Origin of the sequence: Nesterenkonia halobia (assembly GCF_039536005.1) — a bacterium.
GTDB lineage: Bacteria > Actinomycetota > Actinomycetes > Actinomycetales > Micrococcaceae > Nesterenkonia > Nesterenkonia halobia.
Genome location: NZ_BAAAYG010000010.1, coordinates 2,341 through 18,953, shown reverse-complemented (window position 1 = coordinate 18,953; position 16,613 = coordinate 2,341). Strand labels below are relative to the sequence as shown.

At 73.4% G+C, this 16,613-nt stretch carries 18 protein-coding genes; 12 read left to right on the top strand and 6 right to left on the bottom strand.

Annotated features, from left to right (window positions below; all coding sequences use genetic code 11):
* The first annotated feature begins 57 nt into the window (after nt 1-57).
* From purS to purL, 3 genes are read left to right on the top strand one after another with little or no spacing between them, the layout of a single operon-like run.
* Nucleotides 58-339, top strand: a complete 282-nt coding sequence (gene purS, locus ABD652_RS11325) for a phosphoribosylformylglycinamidine synthase subunit PurS (RefSeq protein WP_344721395.1) — start codon at nt 58-60, stop codon at nt 337-339.
* A gap of 2 nt (nt 340-341) precedes the next feature.
* Nucleotides 342-1,154 (top strand): phosphoribosylformylglycinamidine synthase subunit PurQ, encoded by an 813-nt coding sequence (gene purQ, locus ABD652_RS11320; RefSeq protein ID WP_344721393.1) that lies wholly within the window; start codon nt 342-344, stop codon nt 1,152-1,154.
* Entirely contained in the window at nt 1,151-3,475 is a 2,325-nt protein-coding gene (gene purL / locus ABD652_RS11315) for a phosphoribosylformylglycinamidine synthase subunit PurL (protein ID WP_344721391.1), read from the top strand. Before purQ ends, purL begins: the two co-directional genes overlap by 4 nt.
* Nucleotides 3,476-3,582: 107 nt before the next feature.
* Here the strand turns inward: purL and ABD652_RS11310 are convergent, their stop codons facing one another.
* Nucleotides 3,583-4,086, bottom strand: coding sequence for an SRPBCC domain-containing protein (locus ABD652_RS11310; protein ID WP_344721389.1), 504 nt, complete (start codon nt 4,084-4,086; stop codon nt 3,583-3,585).
* Between the two features lie 186 nt (nt 4,087-4,272).
* On the opposite strand from ABD652_RS11310, the gene ABD652_RS11305 reads away from it, so the two are divergent.
* The 6 genes from ABD652_RS11305 to ABD652_RS11280 all read left to right on the top strand — a co-directional run bounded on the left by ABD652_RS11305 (nt 4,273) and on the right by ABD652_RS11280 (nt 10,355).
* Nucleotides 4,273-5,139, top strand: coding sequence for an LLM class flavin-dependent oxidoreductase (locus ABD652_RS11305; protein ID WP_344721387.1), 867 nt, complete (start codon nt 4,273-4,275; stop codon nt 5,137-5,139).
* A 107-nt stretch (nt 5,140-5,246) separates the two neighbouring features.
* Complete coding sequence (locus ABD652_RS11300; protein WP_344721385.1) at nt 5,247-6,881, top strand: alkaline phosphatase D family protein; 1,635 nt, start codon at nt 5,247-5,249, stop codon at nt 6,879-6,881.
* 113 nt (nt 6,882-6,994) lie between these two features.
* A complete protein-coding gene (locus tag ABD652_RS11295) occupies nt 6,995-7,642 on the top strand; it encodes a biotin transporter BioY (protein ID WP_425574577.1) in 648 nt (215 codons plus the stop codon).
* Entirely contained in the window at nt 7,639-8,814 is a 1,176-nt protein-coding gene (locus ABD652_RS11290) for a class I adenylate-forming enzyme family protein (protein ID WP_344721383.1), read from the top strand. Before ABD652_RS11295 ends, ABD652_RS11290 begins: the two co-directional genes overlap by 4 nt.
* On the top strand, nt 8,811-10,043 hold the full coding sequence (locus ABD652_RS11285) for a thiolase family protein (RefSeq protein ID WP_344721381.1): 1,233 nt from the start codon (nt 8,811-8,813) through the stop codon (nt 10,041-10,043). Before ABD652_RS11290 ends, ABD652_RS11285 begins: the two co-directional genes overlap by 4 nt.
* Before the next feature lie 9 nt (nt 10,044-10,052).
* Entirely contained in the window at nt 10,053-10,355 is a 303-nt protein-coding gene (locus tag ABD652_RS11280; RefSeq protein ID WP_344721379.1) for a putative quinol monooxygenase, read from the top strand.
* A gap of 6 nt (nt 10,356-10,361) precedes the next feature.
* Here ABD652_RS11280 and ABD652_RS11275 read toward each other — a convergent pair whose 3' ends face one another.
* Genes ABD652_RS11275 through ABD652_RS11265 form a run of 3 tightly spaced genes read right to left on the bottom strand, consistent with a single transcriptional unit; the run spans nt 10,362 to nt 12,671 of the window.
* A complete protein-coding gene (locus ABD652_RS11275; RefSeq protein WP_344721377.1) occupies nt 10,362-11,153 on the bottom strand; it encodes an amino acid ABC transporter ATP-binding protein in 792 nt (263 codons plus the stop codon).
* The gene (locus ABD652_RS11270; RefSeq protein WP_344721375.1) at nt 11,137-11,805 is read right to left on the bottom strand and encodes an amino acid ABC transporter permease; all 669 of its coding nucleotides are present in this window, start codon (nt 11,803-11,805) and stop codon (nt 11,137-11,139) included. The genes ABD652_RS11275 and ABD652_RS11270 overlap by 17 nt, the downstream gene beginning before the upstream one ends.
* The gene (locus tag ABD652_RS11265; protein WP_344721373.1) at nt 11,805-12,671 is read right to left on the bottom strand and encodes an amino acid ABC transporter substrate-binding protein; all 867 of its coding nucleotides are present in this window, start codon (nt 12,669-12,671) and stop codon (nt 11,805-11,807) included. The genes ABD652_RS11270 and ABD652_RS11265 overlap by 1 nt, the downstream gene beginning before the upstream one ends.
* A 185-nt stretch (nt 12,672-12,856) precedes the next feature.
* Between ABD652_RS11265 and ABD652_RS11260 the strand changes: the two genes are divergently transcribed.
* The gene (locus ABD652_RS11260; RefSeq protein WP_344721371.1) at nt 12,857-13,300 is read left to right on the top strand and encodes an acyl-CoA thioesterase; all 444 of its coding nucleotides are present in this window, start codon (nt 12,857-12,859) and stop codon (nt 13,298-13,300) included.
* A 48-nt stretch (nt 13,301-13,348) separates the two neighbouring features.
* On the opposite strand, the gene ABD652_RS11255 is transcribed toward ABD652_RS11260, so the two are convergent.
* The gene (locus ABD652_RS11255) at nt 13,349-14,176 is read right to left on the bottom strand and encodes a helix-turn-helix transcriptional regulator (RefSeq protein WP_344721369.1); all 828 of its coding nucleotides are present in this window, start codon (nt 14,174-14,176) and stop codon (nt 13,349-13,351) included.
* A 91-nt stretch (nt 14,177-14,267) separates the two neighbouring features.
* Between ABD652_RS11255 and hxlB the strand changes: the two genes are divergently transcribed.
* A complete protein-coding gene (gene hxlB, locus ABD652_RS11250; protein ID WP_344721367.1) occupies nt 14,268-14,897 on the top strand; it encodes a 6-phospho-3-hexuloisomerase in 630 nt (209 codons plus the stop codon).
* A gap of 73 nt (nt 14,898-14,970) precedes the next feature.
* Nucleotides 14,971-15,594: a 3-hexulose-6-phosphate synthase gene (gene hxlA / locus ABD652_RS11245; RefSeq protein ID WP_344721639.1), complete on the top strand. Its 624-nt coding sequence runs from the start codon at nt 14,971-14,973 to the stop codon at nt 15,592-15,594.
* 127 nt (nt 15,595-15,721) lie between these two features.
* Here hxlA and ABD652_RS11240 read toward each other — a convergent pair whose 3' ends face one another.
* Entirely contained in the window at nt 15,722-16,549 is an 828-nt protein-coding gene (locus ABD652_RS11240) for a MetQ/NlpA family ABC transporter substrate-binding protein (RefSeq protein WP_344721365.1), read from the bottom strand.
* Between the last annotated feature and the right edge of the window lie 64 nt (nt 16,550-16,613).

Genomic DNA, 16,613 nt, shown 5'->3' with positions numbered 1-16,613 from the left:
CCGGCGGCCGGCAGTCCTGTCCGCGGGCGTCACCCGCACACGAGCACAGGAGACTGTATGCCGCGCATCGTCGTCGAGGTCATGCCCAAGCCTGAGATCCTCGACCCGCAGGGCAAAGCCATCGCTTCAGCACTGCCCCACCTCGGCTTCCGCGGGTTCTCCGCGGTCCGGCAGGGCAAGCGCTTCGAGCTGAGCGTCGACGGCGAGATCACCGACGCCGTCCTGGCCCAGGCCCGCGAGGCCGCCGCCGAGATGCTGTCCAACCCGGTCATCGAGGACGTCGTCGACGTCCGGGTGGAGGATGACCCGGCCGAGGCCGGCGCCGGAGACGAGGGCTGACCATGGCGCAGGCATCCGAGACTCCCCTGATCGGCGAGACGGGCTCCGCCTCCGGCACGCCGACCCTCGACGGCGCGCGCATCGGCGTCGTCACCTTCCCCGGCACGCTGGACGACCGCGACGCCGCCCGTGCGGTGCGGGTCGCCGGCGGCACGGCGGTGCCGCTGTGGCACGCCGACGACGCGCTGGGCGACGTCGACGCGGTCATCGTCCCCGGCGGCTTCTCCTACGGCGACTACCTGCGCGCCGGGGCGATCTCCCGCTTCGCCCCGCTGATGCGCCGGATCGCCGAGTCCGCCGACTCCTCCGCCGGCGCCGGACTGCCGGTGCTGGGCATCTGCAACGGCTTCCAGATCCTCACCGAGGCGCATCTGCTGCCCGGCTCGATGATCAAGAACGACCACCTGCGGTTCCGCTGCAGCGATCAGGTGCTGCGCGTGGAGAACACCTCCACCGCCTGGACCGCGCAGTTCACCGACGACGAGCTGATCACCGTGCCGCTGAAGAACCAGGACGGCCAGTACGTCGCCGACGCGGCCACCCTCGAGCAGCTCGAGGCCGAGGGCCGGGTGGCCTTCCGCTACGTCGGGACCAATCCCAACGGCTCGCGGCAGGACATCGCCGGGGTGACCAACGCCGCCGGCAACGTCGTGGGCCTGATGCCGCATCCCGAGCATGCCGTGGAGGCCGGCTTCGGCCCCGACGACGCGACCGGCATGCGCTCCGGCACCGACGGGCTGACCGTCTTCACCTCCGTGATCTCTTCCCTCGCCGGCTCCGAGGCCGGATCCGACCCTGCAGGAGGCGCCGCATGAGCGACCAGGACTTCTCCATCGACACCGTCGAGCACGCCTCCTCCACCCCGGACGTCGAACTGCCCTGGGACGAGCTGGGGCTGAAGGCCGACGAGTACGAGCGCATCGTCGCGATCCTCGGCCGCCGCCCCACCGCCGCCGAGCTGGCGATGTACTCGGTGATGTGGTCCGAGCACTGCTCCTACAAGTCCTCGAAGGTCCATCTGCGCCAGTTCGGCGAGAAGGTCACCGAGGAGATGAAGACCGACCTGATGGTGGGCATCGGCGAGAACGCCGGAGTCACCGACCTCGGCGACGGCTGGGCGGTGACCTTCAAGATCGAGTCGCACAACCACCCCAGCTATGTGGAGCCCTACCAGGGCGCGGCCACCGGCGTCGGCGGCATCGTCCGCGACATCATCTCCATGGGTGCCCGCCCGGTGGCGGTGATGGACGCGCTGCGCTTCGGCGAGATCGACCACCCCGACACCCGGCGCGTGCTGCCCGGCGTCGTCGCCGGCGTCGGCGGCTACGGCAACTCGCTGGGCCTGCCGAACATCGGCGGCGAGGTCGAGTTCGACGCCTGCTACCAGGCCAACCCGCTGGTCAACGCGCTGGCGGTCGGCGTGATGCGGCATGAGGACCTGCGTCTGGCCAACGCCTCCGGCGTGGGCAACAGAGTGGTGCTCTTCGGCGCGCGCACCGGCGGCGACGGCATCGGCGGCGCCTCGGTGCTGGCCTCCGAGGCCTTCGACGACTCCAAGCCCTCGAAGCGCCCCTCGGTGCAGGTGGGCGACCCGTTCAGCGAGAAGGTGCTCATCGAGTGCTGCCTGGAGCTCTTCGGCGGCGAGCTCGTCGAGGGCATCCAGGACCTGGGTGCGGCGGGAATCTCCTGCGCGACCAGCGAGCTGGCCTCCAACGGCGAGGGCGGCATGCATGTCGAACTCACCGACGTGCTGCTGCGCGACCCCACGCTGACCCCCGGCGAGATCCTGATGTCGGAGTCGCAGGAGCGGATGATGGCCGTGGTGACGCCGGAGAACGTCGAGGCCTTCGAGCGCACGCTGGCGAAGTGGGGCGTGGAGTACTCCTGGCTGGGCGAGGTCACCGACACCGGTCGGCTGGTGATCGACTGGAACGGCGAGACCATCGTCGACGTCGACCCGCGCACCGTCGCCCACGACGGACCCGTCTACGAGCGCCCCTACGAGCGCCCCGACTGGCTGGACGCCGTGCAGGCCGACTCCTTCGCCGCCACTGACGCCGGGCAGAACCTGCCGCGGACGGCCGAGCAGCTGGGCACCGCCGTCGCCGAGCTGGTGACCAACCCGAACCTGGCCGACCCGTCCTGGATCACCGACCAGTACGACCGCTTCGTCGGCGGCAACACCGCGCTGTCGCAGCCCGACGACTCGGGAGTGGTCCGCGTCGACGAGTCCACCGGCCTCGGCGTCGGCCTGTCGGTGGACGCCACGCCGCGGCACGCCTATCTGGACCCGTACACCGGCGCGCAGCTGGCGCTGGCCCAGGCCTACCGCAATGTGGCCACCTCCGGGGCGATCCCGAAGGCGGTCTCGGACTGCCTGAACTTCGGCTCGCCGGAGGACCCGCCGATCATGTGGCAGTTCGCCGAGGCCGTCCGCGGCCTGGCCGACGGCTGCCGCGAGCTGGGCATCCCGGTCACCGGCGGCAACGTCTCGCTGTACAACCAGACCGGCGGGAACGCCATCCACCCGACCCCGGTGGTCGGCGTCCTCGGCGCCTTCGACGACGTCGGCCGGCGCACGCCGTCGGGCTTCGAGCGGTGGGCCGACGGGCAGGCGATCTACCTGCTCGGCGAGACCGCCGCAGAGCTGGACGGCTCGGAGTACGCCCGGCTGCACGGGCACCTCGGCGGCCGTCCGCCGCAGGTGGACCTCGAGCGGGAGAAGACGCTGGGCGCGGTGCTGATCAACGCCTCCCGCGACGGGATGGTCGACGCCGCCCACGACCTCTCCGAGGGCGGTCTGGCGGCCGCACTGGTGGAGATGAGCCTGCGCTTCGGCGTCGGCTCGCGGGTGAACCTGGATGCGCTCTGCGAGCGCGACGGCCTCGACCCGGCCACCGCGCTGTTCAGCGAGTCGGCCGGCCGGGCGCTGGTCGCGCTGCCGCGCAGCGAGGAGGTCCGCTTCAAGGACATGATCACCGCCCGCGGGCTGCCGGCGCTGCGACTGGGCGTCGTCGACGCCGAGTCCGGCGAGCTCGAGGTCGCCGGGGACTTCGAGGGGGGCTCCTTCATCCTGGGGCTCGACGAGCTCCGCGAGATCTGGTCCGCGGTGATCCCGGCGAACGTCGAGGGCTGAGCCGCCGGCTCTGACCGCACCTGCCGCTCCCGACGCGTCGAGGGACGGTCCCGCCGGATGCTCCGGCCGGGCCGTCCCTCGACGTCGTCCGGAGCGGCCACGCTCGCTCAGCGCGCCAGGGACTCGTAATAGGCGCTCATCGCGGGGTGGTAGTCCCGCCAGTCCACCGAGCCCGGGTCCTCGCCGTCCAGCACCCGGACGAGCCGGTCCAGGTAGTACTCCCACCCCGGGCCGATGCTGCCGAGCGGGTCCTCCCCGACGACCTGGGCGAACATCAGCCGGGTGAGGCCGTCCTCCCGGCTCAGCTCGACGCGCAGGTGCCACGTGCTCGCGCCGACTCCGGTGTCCGCGGCGAAGCGGCGGGGCGGCTCGCACTCGGTGATCGCGAATGTCTCGGGCTCGGCGTCCTCGTCCTCGGCCGTCATGAAGAAGGTGACCGCCCCGGAGTCCGGATCACCCTCCCACCGACCGATCCATCGCTGCAGCCGGGCGGGCTCCGTCATCGCCGCCCAGACCTCCTCGATCCGGGCCGGGATCCGTCGCCGGATCCGCAGCTCGCGACCGCGCGGCCCGTCCTCGAGCGTGCCCTGCGGCACCGGTGCCGTGCTCATGCCGCCTCCTCGTCCCCTGCCGTGACCGGCAAGGCCCATCCTGGCCGGTCCGTTCCGTCCTGGCTGCTTCTGCTCGCACCTGTCGGGGCGCGTGGCGGAAAGATACCAGGGCGCCCCTCGGACCCGACACCGTCTGCGCCCCGGAGCCGCCCGTCGGCGCGGCGGACCGTGGAAGACTGGCCTGCGATGAGGATCTCGCTGCTGGACCGCGCCCGCACCCGGGCCGGAGAGCCCGACGCCGCCGCGCTGACCGGACTCGTCGACCGTGTCCGTCGCGCCGAGACCCTGGGCTTTCATCGCTTCTGGGTGGCCGAGCACCACGGAGTCCCCGGCGTCGCCGAGCAGGCCCGGCTGCTCGAGGCGCTGCATCCCGGCCGCCTGGACCTGGGCCTGGGCGCCTCGCTGGGCTACACCGCCGGCGTGCGCCGGGCGCTGGGCCGCACCCGGCTCGACGACGGCGAGTACCCGGAGCTGGTCCGCGAGCTGATCGACCATCTGCACGACGACGCGCCCATCACCGCCCGCCCGCAGGTCGCCGACCCGCCGCCCATCCTCCAGCTGGCCATGGGCGACGGACTCGTCGTCGCCGCCGAGCTGGGTCTGCCGGCCGTCGTCGGCGGCGACCTGCTGCGCCGTCCCGAGCGCCTCGCGGCGTACCGCCGCGACTTCCGCCCGACGACGGCCGAGCCGGAGCCGCGGCTGATCCTCAGCGTCGACGTCGCCGTCGCCGACTCCGCCGCGCAGGCTCGGCGCCTGCTGCTGCCCGAGGCCTGGGCGCTGGCCCGCACCCGCGAGGTCGGCGAGTTCCGTCCGCTCGAGCCGCTGGAGGCGGTGGAGGAGCAGCTGAGCGCCGGAGTCTCCGACGCCGCGGACGCGGCGATGCGCCGGCATCTCGACGCGGCGGTGGTCGGCACCGCCGCCGAGGTCGGCGAGCAGCTGACGGACCTGCTGGAGGCCTCCGGCGCGGAGGAGGTCATGGCCTGGACCAGCATCCACGACCGGGAGCAGCTGGCCGCCTCCGACGAGGCGCTGGCCTCGCTGATCTGCGGCTGACCAGGGCCGGGCCGCCGACGTCGCCCTCGCCGTCGCACGGCGACGCGGTGGACCGGGGTTGGCCCGCGGTTCACCATGTGGTCACGTCCATGCGGTGAGCTGAGCGCATGGCTGACTTCCCCGCCCCGTCCCCGCTGTCCCGCCGCACGCTGCTGACCGGCTCGCTGGGTGCGGCCGCCGCCGGCGCCCTGACGCTGCCCGCGGCTCCGTCGGCCACGGCGTCGCCGCTGGTCGCCGACCGGCTCACCCTGCCCTCCGGCCTGCAGTTCGGCGATCCCACCGACCGCTCGGCGGTGCTGTGGTCGCGCAGCTCCGGCCCCGGCCGGCTGATCGCCCGGCTCACCGCCGTCGACGCCGACGGCGCCCCGCTGCGCGGCAAGAACGCCTTCTCCCGCACGCTGCGCGGCGGCGTCGCCCGCCCCGAGACCGACTTCACCGCCCGGCTGAGCGCGGAGAACCTGCCGCCGGCCACCCGCTTCGCCGTCACGATGCAGTTCGAGGACGAGCAGGGCCGGCTCGGCGAGGCCGGCGAGGGCAGCTTCTCCACCGCCGCCGGCGGGCCCGGATGGCACGGGAAGGGTCGCGACGTCGACCTCGCCGGCGGGCAGAGCTTCGTCTGGACCGGCGACACCGCCGGCCAGGGGTGGGGCATCAACGAGGAGATCGGCGGGATGTTCGCCTACCGGGCGATGCACGAGACCGCCCCGGACTTCTTCGTCCACTCCGGCGACACCATCTACGCCGACGGGCCGCTGGCCGAGACGGTCGAGGAGCCCGACGGGCAGATCTGGCGCAACCTGGTCACCGAGGAGGCGTCCAAGGTCGCCGAGACGCTGGAGGAGTACCGCGGCCGGCACCGTTACAACCTCATGGATGCCAATATCCGCGCGATGTACGCCGAGGTCCCGGTCATCGCCCAGTGGGACGACCACGAGACCACCAACAACTGGTGGCCCGGCGAGGTGCTCGACGACGAGCGCTACACCGTCCGCGACGTCGACACGCTGGCCGCCCGCGGGCGCCGCGCCTGGCAGGAGTTCCAGCCGATCGCCGATCCGCGGGCGATGGGCCGCGGGAACGGCTTCGAGCCGGCGCGCATCCACCGGAAGATCTCCCGCGGCCCGCAGCTCGATCTCTTCTCCCTGGACATGCGCTCGTTCAAGTCTCCGAACAGCGCCGGCACCGAGACCGAGCAGACCTCGATCCTCGGCGAGGAGCAGCTGCAGTGGCTGATCCGTGAGATGACCCGCTCCCGGGCGACGTGGAAGGTGGTGCTCAACGATCTCCCGTTGGGCGTCATCGTCCCCGACGGCGACGCCCAGGAGGCGATCGCCAACGCGGACGACGGCGCGCCGCTGGGCCGGGAGCTGGAGATCGCCCGGCTGCTGAAGGCGCTGAAGGACGCTGACGTGCACAACGTCGTCTTCCTGACCGCCGACGTCCACTACTGCGCCGCCCACCACTACTCCCCCGAGCGGGCGGCCTTCACCGACTTCGCCCCCTTCTGGGAGTTCGTCGCCGGTCCGATCAACGCCGGCTCCTTCGGCCCGAACGAGCTGGACATGACCTTCGGCCCGGAGGCGGTCTTCCACCGGGCCGGCCGGCACGCGAACCAGTCCCCGCGCGACGGGACGAGCCAGTACTTCGGCCATGTCGACCTCGCCGCGGACGACACCCTCACCGTCTCGCTGCGCGACGGGCTGGGCGAGACGGTGCACTCCACGACGCTGCGCCCGGAGTGAGCCGAGCCGGCTGAACCGCGCGCGGCGAGCCGACGTCATCCTCCAGCCCGGAGACCTCCCCAGGCAGTACGGTTTTGAACACCGTTCAAAAGCTGTCGCGCCCAGGAGGATCCGTGTCCGAGCCCCTCGCCTCGTCGACCGCGCCGCCGGCGCCGTCGTCCGTGTCCCGCCGCCCCGCCGACGCCCACGCCGCCCGGGCGCTGGCCCGGGTGGCCGTCTTCGCCGCGGTCATCGCCGCCCTCGGCATCCCCGGGGCCGTGCCGGTCCCGGGCATCCCGGTGCCGATCACCGCCCAGACGCTGGGCGTCATGCTGGCCGGCGCCGTGCTGGGCCCGCGACAGGGGGCCGCGGCAGTGCTGCTGCTCGAGACGCTGGTCGCCGCCGGGCTGCCGCTGCTCTCCGGCGGCCGCGGCGGCCTGGGCGCCTTCGCCGGGCCGTCCGCCGGATACCTCCTCGGCTGGGTGCTGGGCGTCGTGGTGATCGGGTGGATCGTCCACGCCGGCGCGCGCCGCACCGGCCGGGTCCGGCCGACCTGGCCGCGGGTGCTGATCGGCTCCCTCGTCGGCGGCATCGTCGTCATCTACGCCCTGGGCATCCCGGTGCAGTCGGCCGTCACCGGCCTGGGCCTGCGGGAGACGGCGCTGCTCTCGGCGGCCTTCCTCCCCGGCGACCTGGTCAAGGTGATCCTCGCCGCCGCGATCACCGTCGGCCTGCATCGGGCCTACCCGACGGCCTTCCGTCGCCCGGAGGTCCGGCGATGACCCCCGGCGGCGGCGCACCGCGGCTGCGCCCGCTGCGCGGCGCCGACCACCGGCAGGTGCTGCTTCAGGCGCTTCAGGCCCGCACGGCCGGCAAGGTCCCGCTGGTCGGCGACGAGCGGTGGAGCGACGAACACTGGGCCGAGGTCGTTGCCGCCGTGGAGGCGAGCACGCTGCCTGACGAGACCGCCTGGGCGACCTTCACCTCCGGCAGCAGCGGCCGTCCGCGGGTGGTGCTGCGCAGCGCGGCGTCCTGGGAGGTCGCCTTCGACGCCGTCGACGCCGCCCTCGACGCCGAACCCGGCGACCGGATCCTGCTGCCGGTCCATCCGGTGTCCTCCATGACGCTCTTCGGCCTCGCGCACGCCGCCGCCCGCACCGCCGGCTTCAGCGTCCCGCGCTCGGCGCGACTGACGGCCGCCGACCTCGACGGACCGACGCTGCTCCACGGCACGCCCTGGCATCTGCAGGATCTGGTCGAGCTGCTCGAGGGCCGCGCGCGGAGCAGCATCCGCTCGGCGCTGATCGGCGGCGCGGCCCTGGACCCGGAGCTCGCCGCCCGCGCCCGGGCCCACGGCCTGCGCGTCGTCGGCTATGCCGGCGCCGCCGAGCTGTCCTTCGTGGCCTTCGACCACGGCGACGGGCTGCGGCCGCTGGACGGCGTCGAAGTCCGCCTGCGCGACCACGAGCTCTGGGTCCGCACCCCGCAGGCCGCACTGACCACGCTCGGCGGCGGACCGATGCGCCGCGACGGCGACTGGCTCACCGTCGGCGACCGCGCCTCGCTCGACGACGACGGCGTGCTCACCCTGCACGGCCGGGCCGACGAGGCGATCCTCACCGCCGGCGCGACCGTGTCCCCGGCTGACGTCGAGGCCGAGCTGGAGCGTCTCGACGGCGTCTCGGCGGCCCTCGTGGTCGGCACGCCCGAGCCGCGGGCCGGGCAGCTGGTGCTGGCCGGCGTCGAAGTCGCCCCGGACGGACCCAGCACCGCGGCCCTGCGCCGCGCCGCACGGGAGCGCCTGGCCCCGGCGCAGCGGCCGCGGCGCTGGCACCGCGTCGCCCGGCTGCCGCGCACCGGCTCGGGCAAGGTCCGTCGGCTCGACGCCGCGGAGCTGCGGGCCCTGCCGCGGCTCGAGGAGGAGCCGGCGGCCGTGCGAGGCGGGATCCGATGAGCAGAGCGGGACGGCAGGAGGCCGGCGCAGTGATCGTCGCCGCCGCGCGCACGCCGATCACCGCCCGCGGGCGGGCGCTGGCGTCGATGACCGCCCATGAGCTCGCCGGCGTCGCCCTGGCCGAGGTCGCCCGCCGGGCCGGGGCGCGGCCCGAGCAGGTCGTGCTGGGCAGCAGTCTCGGCGACGGCGGCAATCTCGGCCGGCGCGCGGCGCTGGTCGCGGGATTCGGCGTCGGCTGTCCGGGCTGGACCGTCGACGCGCAGTGCGGCTCCTCGCTGGTGGCGCTGCAGCAGGCCGCGGCGACGGTCGAGCAGGACGGCGGCGTCGTCGCCGCCGGCGGGGCGGAGAGCGTCTCCGGGCTGCCGGCGGAGAGGCGCGCCGGCGGCGGAGTCCACCAGCGACCCTTCACCGCCGCCGGCTTCCCCGACCCGGACATGACCGCCGCGGCCGACGACTTGGCGGCCCGCCGCGGCATCCCACGGGCCCGACAGGAGGCCTTCGCCCGGCGCAGTCATGCTCTGGCCCGGCGGCATGCGGCCGGGAATCGCACGGCCCGGGACCGCACAGCCGGGGACCGCACAGCCGGGGATCGCACAGCCGGGGACCGCACGGAGGATCCCGCGCCGGTCGCGCCCCTCGGCGGGATCGTCGACGACGGCCCGCGACGGCTCACCCCGGCGCTGACGTCCCGGTTCCGCCCGGTCCGGGCAGAGCCGGGCGCGAGCGTCACCCCGGCGACGGCGGCCCGGCCGGCCGACGGCGCCGCGGCGCTGCTGCTGATGCCCGCCGCACGGGCCCGCGCTCTCGGACTGGCCGGCGTGCGGGTGCGCGGCCGGGCGCTGATCGGCGCCGACCCCGCCCTGCCGGGGATCGCCGCGGCCCCCGCCGCGGCGCAGGTGCTCGCCGCGACCGGGACGCGGCTCGAGGACCTGGCCGCGGTGGAGATCGTCGAGGCCTACGCCGCCCAGGCGCTGGCCTGCCTCGACGCGCTCGGACTGGGCGCCGGCGACCCGCGAGTCGACGCCGACGGCGGGGCCCTGGCGCTCGGTCACCCCTGGGGCGCCTCCCCGGCCGTGGCCGCGACGCATCTCGTCCACCGGCTGGCGACCGCGCCGGCCGGGACCCGCGGCCTGATCGCCTGTGCGATCGGCGGCGGCATGGGCGCGGCGCTGCTGGTCGAGGCCGTCGACGGCCGCGAGGGGCTGTGCGGCGTCGACATGGACTCCTAGGGTTGCGGCATGACTTTCGCGAACGTGGGAACCATCGACGTCCAGCCCGGGCATCGCGACGACGTCGTCGCCATCCTGTCCCGGCACAACCCGCAGCTGGCCGCGGCCGGCTGTCTGAGCTACGAAGTCGGCGTCGACGACGAGCAGCCCGACACGGTCTTCGTCGCCGAGCTGTGGACCTCGCGCGAGGCGCACGACGACTCGCTGCAGCTGGAGAGCGTGAAGGAGGCGATCGCCGAGGCGATGCCGATGCTCACCGGAGACATGGGCGGGCACCGCTTCGAGGTGGCCGGCTCGCCGCTGCGGGACTGACCCGCCTCAGAACGGGTTGAGCAGCCGGTGGACGAAGCGCTGCGTGCGCTCCTGCCTCGGTTCGCCGAGCACCTGGGACGCCGGGCCGCGCTCGACCACGACGCCGCCGTCCATGAAGACGACCTCGTCGGCGACGTCGCGGGCGAAGGAGAGCTCATGGGTCACCAGCACCATGGTCCAGCCCTCCTCGGCCAGCTCCTTGATCACGCGCAGCACGTCGCCGACCAGCTCCGGATCCAGCGCCGACGTCGGCTCGTCGAAGAGCAGCAGCGACGGCGTCATCGCCAGCGCCCGGACGATGCCCACGCGCTGCTGCTGCCCGCCGGAGAGCTCATGCGGGTAGGCGTCCCGACGCTCGGCCAGTCCGACCCGATCCAGCAGCCGCATCGCCAGCTCCTCCGCCTCGGCCTTCGACCGGCCCAGCGCGTGGATCGGCCCCTCGGTGACGTTCTGCAGCACAGTGCGGTGCGGGAAGAGGTTGTAGCCCTGGAAGACCATCGCGCTGCGGGTGCGCAGCGACTCGCGCCGCCGCCGCGTGGTGGCCGCGGAGAAGGTCACCGACGGGCCGCCGTCGAAGCTGATGACGCCGGCGTCGGGCTGCTCGAGCCCGTTGAGGCAGCGCAGCACGGTGGTCTTGCCGGAGCCGGACGGGCCGATCAGCGCGACCACGGTGCCGGTGTCCACGCGCAGGTCGATGGAGGTCAGCACCTCGGTGCCGCCGAAGGACTTGCGCAGCCCGGAGACCTCCAGCAGAGCGCCCGACGACGGGGCGGGGGTGTGGTCAGGCACGGACGACATGGCGTTCCAGCCTCCTCTCCAGACGGCCCTGCGCCGCCGACAGCACCAGGCAGATCACCCAGTAGATCACGGCGACCTCCATGTAGATGATCAGGTACTCGTTGGTCGCCGCGGCGATCTCCTGGGCGGTGCGGAACGTCTCGTCGACCAGGATCATCGCGGCCAGCGAGGTGTCCTTGACCAGCGAGATGAAGGAGTTCGACAGCGGCGGCACCGAGACCCGGGCGGCCTGCGGCAGGATGATCCGCCGCAGCGTCTGGCCCCGGGACATGCCGACGGTGTAGCCGGCTTCCCACTGGCCGGCAGGCACTGAGAGGATCGCCGCGCGGATGATCTCGGCGGCGTAGCCGCCCACGTTCAGCGACAGCGCGACGACGGCGCTGGGCCAGGCGGCCCAGGTGAGCCCGACCTGCGGCAGTCCGTAGAAGATCACGAAGAGCTGGACCAGCAGCGGGGTCCCGCGGATCGCCGAGACGTAGGCGCGGCCGAGCCCGACGAGCACCCGGCGGCCGGAGAGCCGCATGATCGCCACCACGAGCGCGATGACCAGCCCGAGGGCGAAGCTGATCAGCGTCAGCGGGATGGTGCCGACCAGCGCGCCCTGCAGCAGCGGCCAGAACGAGTCCAGGACGAGCTGCCAGGTCTCGCCCATCAGTCGCCGGAGCCTTCCTCAGCGCCCGCCGCGGTCGCGGCCTCCGAGGTCGTGTAGTCGCCGTCGAAGTACTTCTCGCTGAGCTCGGTCAGCGTGCCGTCCTCGGCCAGGGCGGCCAGGGCCTCGTCGACGGCGTCGGCCAGCGAGCCCGAGCCCTTCGGGAAGGCCATCGCCGCCCGCGACTGCTCCTCGGTCTGCACGGCGATCGCGATGTTCGTGTTGTTCTCCTCCTCCTGATAGTTCAGGTAGGAGAGCCGATCGTTGATCGTCGCGTCCACCCGGCCCTGCTCGAGCAGGTCGACCGACTGCGCCCAGCCCTCGACCGGCTCGATCTCGGCGCCGGCCTCCTCCGCCATGCCGTACCAGTTGCTGGTCAGCGACTGCGCCGTCGTCGTGCCCTCGAGGTCCTCGAAGGCGGTGATCGAGTCGTCGTCGGAGCGGGTGACGATCACCCCGTTGGAGTAGGTGTAGGGCTCGGAGAAGGTGTAGTCCTCCCGGCGCTCCTCGGTGATGGTGACCTGATTGGCCAGCATGTCGAAGCGGCCGGCCGTCAGTCCGGAGAGCAGCGCGTCCCACTGCGTCTCCTCGAACTGCACGTCGACGCCGAGCTCCTCGCCGACGGCCTCGGCGACGTCGACGTCGTAGCCGGTCAGCTCGCCGGAGCCGCCCTCATGGTAGGTGAACGGAGGGTAGGTGCCCTCGGTGCCGACGACCAGCGTGCCGGCCTCCTGGACCTCTTCGAGGGTCACCGGCTCGGCGGAGGACTCGGAATCTCCCGCGTCTCCGCGGGTCTGCGGCTCGCCGCAGGCGGCGGTGGCGAGCACGGCGACGGCGGCTGCGGTGACGGCGATGGAACGACGGATCATGATGGACTTCCTCGTCAGATGTGTTCAGGCGGGCGCTGAAGGACCTTGTACGCTAACAGCCGGGCATGTCCCCGACATTCCGCAGATGTCCCTCTGTGACGGACTCCGCCGACGGCGCGCCGTCGCCCCTGATCAGACGGACTGCGGCACAGCGTCCGCGGCGGCGCCCGTTGCGAGCACACCGCATGAGACAGGAGACTGCGATGACCGGCATCCCGGTGCGACTGGACCTGCGCTGGGGCGATCTGGACGCCTTCGGCCACGTCAACAACGCCGCCGTCGTGCGCCTGCTGGAGGAGGCCCGCACCCGCGGACTCTGGGCTCCGGACTCCGGCGACGGCGCCTTCCCGCGGCTCGCGGCGGACTCGCCGGTGTGGTCGGTGGTCGCCGACCTGCAGGTGACCTACCGCCGGCAGCTGGACTACGAGCACTCCCCGATCACCGTCGAGCTGACCGTGCCGACAGTCTCGGCGGCCAGCTGCACGATCGGCTATGCGGTCTGCGCCGACGGCGAGGACGCCCCGCGCGTGACCGCGTCGACGACCATCGCCACCGTCGACCGGGAGACCGGCCGGCCGTGCCGACTGCCGGAGGCGATGCGGGCCGCGCTCGAGGCGCTGCGCGACTGACGGCCCGCGGCCGACCGGTCGGCGCCGGCACGCGTCGGTCAGCGTCGATCAGCGCAGCAGCGCGATCAGCTCGGCGCGGCTGCGGGCGCCGGTCTTGCGCAGCAGGTTCGAGATGTGGAACTTCACCGTGTGCCCGCTGATCCCCAGCTCCTCCGCGATCGCCGCATTCCGCGCGCCGCGGCCGAGATGCTGCAGGACCTCGGTCTCGCGCGGGCTGAGGTCGCCGAGGTCGTCGACGGCCAGCGGCGCCGGCACCGGATCCAGCGGGACGGCGATGCTGATCTCCGTGCCCCAGCCGAGGGTCGACTCGACCCCCATCCGTCCCTCGAAGGCGCTCACGTGGTCGGCGATCGGCCGCAGCACGTCGTCGTGGGCGCCGAGCTCGCCGTCGCCGTCGTCGCGGAGATGCATCAGCAGGTGGAGGCCGTCGCAGTCCCAGTGCACCCGGACCCGCCGCGCGTTCGCCGAGTCCACCAGCGTCAGCACGGCGCTGCGGACCACCGCCCGCGCGGCATGGGCCACGTCTCCCGGCAGCGCGCGCCCGTTGGCCGGCGGCTCGACGAACTCCACCGCGACGCGGCCGTACCGCATCATCGGACGGAGCTCGGACTTCAGCTGGGCGAAGGCGCCGGTGACCGGCTCCAGCAGATCCGCCCCCTGCTTCTCCGCCGAGCGCATCTCGACCAGAGCGGAGGAGGCGACGGTGATCGCGGCCTCCCGCGCCTCGCGGTCTCCCAGGCGGGGCGAGCGCAGGGCGGCCAGCAGCGACTCCAGCGTCACCGCGTGACGATCCGCCAGCTCCGAGAGGGCCCGGGTGTGGCGGGACGCCCGGAGCCGGTCGGCCGACTCGGACGCCTCCGGTGAGTTCTCCGACATGCCTCCAGACTATCCGACCTGCCCGAACGGGCAGGTCGCCTGGACGTTCGAGGGACTGTGCGACGGCGCTCACACCGGCAGGATCGTCTCCATGGACACCGACACCACTGTCGCCCCCGCTGCCATGAACCCCGCCTCCGCTCCGGCGGACGCCGACGACACCGCCGTCGCCGGCGCCCTCCGGACGATCACCGCCGAGCTGACCAGCACCGTCGAGGCTCTGGCCCTCACCCCCGAGGCGCTGGAGTCCCTCGCCCGCGTCGTCGACGACGCCGACCGGGTCTTCGTGCTGGCCGCCGGACGCTCGGGCTTCGCCCTGCGGATGACCGCGATGCGTCTGATGCACCTGGGCCGGACCGTCCACGTCGTCGGCGAGACGACCGCCCCGGCGATCCGCCCCGGCGACGTGCTGCTGACCGCCAGCGGCTCCGGCACCACCGGCGGCGTGCTGCGGTCGGCGGAGAAGGCCCGCTCGGCCGGCGCGCGCGTCGCCGCCGTCACCGCCACGTCCGGCTCTCCGCTGACCGAGCTCGCCGACGCCGCCGTGGTCGTGCCCGCCGCGCAGAAGCTCGACCGCAGCGGCGCCGTCTCCGCGCAGTACGCCGGAGGCCTCTTCGAACAGAGCGTGGCGCTGCTCGGCGATGCGATCTTCCACGCGCTGTGGCGCCGCAGCGGCCTCACCGGCGACGACCTCTGGCCGTACCACGCGAACCTCGAATGACCCGCCGGCACGCTCGCCGGCCCGATCCCGCCCTCCCCGACCCCGCTGAAGGAGACCTGTGATGCAGACCCCGATGAAGATCCAGTTCGCCATGGACACCCTGACCACCGCCCAGGCCCTGGAGTGGGCCGCCGCGGCGGCCCCGCACGTCGACATCCTCGAGCTCGGCACCCCGCTCATCAAGAGCGAGGGACTCGCCGCCGTCACGGCGGTGAAGGCCGCGCACCCGGACAAGATCATCCTGGCCGACCTGAAGACGATGGACGCCGGCGGGCTGGAGGCCGAGATCGCCTTCGACGCCGGCGCGGACCTGGTCACCGTGCTCGGCACCGCCGACGACAGCACCATCGCCGGCGCGGTCGAGACCGCGACCCGCCACGGCAAGGGCGTGGTGGTCGACCTGATCGGCGTGGAGGACAAGGCCCTCCGCGCCCAGCAGGCCGTCGAGCTCGGCGCCGAGTTCGTGGAGATGCACGCCGGCCTGGACGAGCAGGCCCAGGAGGGCTACTCGCTGGACGGCCTGCTCACCGCCGGCCGCTCCGCCGGCGTGCCGTTCTCCGTCGCCGGGGGCGTCAGCTCCACCACCGCCGGCGACGTGAAGGCCGCCGGAGCGCAGATCGCCGTCGCCGGCGGCGCCCTGTACTCGGCCGAGGACATCGGCTCGGCGGCCGAGGAGCTGCGCGCGGCCGTCGCCTGAGCCGCGGAGACCGGCGCATGACGGCGACGTCGTCGACGTCGGCGCTCCGCACCCCCTGATGCGGCGCCCGCCCCTCGACCCAGCCGGTCGAAGGGCGGGCGCCGTCGTCATGCCGGATCCACGCCGCTCAGAACGCCGGAAGCAGCGTGGCCGAGTGCTCCTCGGTGAGGAAGTCGCGGACCTCCTCGCCGGTCATCGCCTCGCGCAGCGCCCGGATCTTCTCCGACTCCTCGTCCTCGGCACGAGCGACCAGCGAGATGGAGAACCGCTGATCGACGGTCTCCTCCAGGAAGAGCGCGTCCTCCGGAGTGAGGCCGACTTTGGAGATGTAGGTCGGATAGTTGTAGACCAGCGCGACGTCGTCCTCCTCGTAGGCGGAGGACAGGTTCAGCAGGTCGACCTGCGCCCACTCGAAGTCATGCGGGTTCTCCTCGATGTCGGAGAGGCGGCCGTCGAAGCCCACGCCCTCGCGCAGGGTGATCAGCCCCTGCTCGTCGAGGATGGCCAGCGCCCGACCCTCGTTGGAGATGTCGTTGGGCAGGGCGACCTTCGCGCCGTCGGGGATGTCGGCGACGTCGTCGTAGTCCCGGGAGTAGAAGCCGACCTTGGCGTCGTAGATCGGAGCGATCGCGGTCAGATCGGCGTCGTTCTCCTCCTCGAACTTCTGCATGTAGGGCTCGTGCTGGGCGAAGTTGGCGTCGACCTCGCCGTCGACCAGCAGCCGGTTGTACTGGACGTTGTCGTTCACGCGGACGAGCTCGACGTCCCAGCCGTCCTCGGCGGCGACCTCGGAGGCGAGCTCGACGACGTCGGTCATCGGCGGCATATGCGAGGCGACGCGGATGACCTGGTCGTCCTCGGCGGCGGAGTCGGTCGATCCGGCGCCGCAGGAGGTCAGCAGCAGGGCGGTCGAGGTCGCGGCGGCGATCAGCGGGGCGGACAGGCGGGATGACATGGGCAGGGGTTCTCCTCGTCGTGGGGTGCGGTGATCGAGTCGTCGGGTGCGGCGCGGGCGCTCA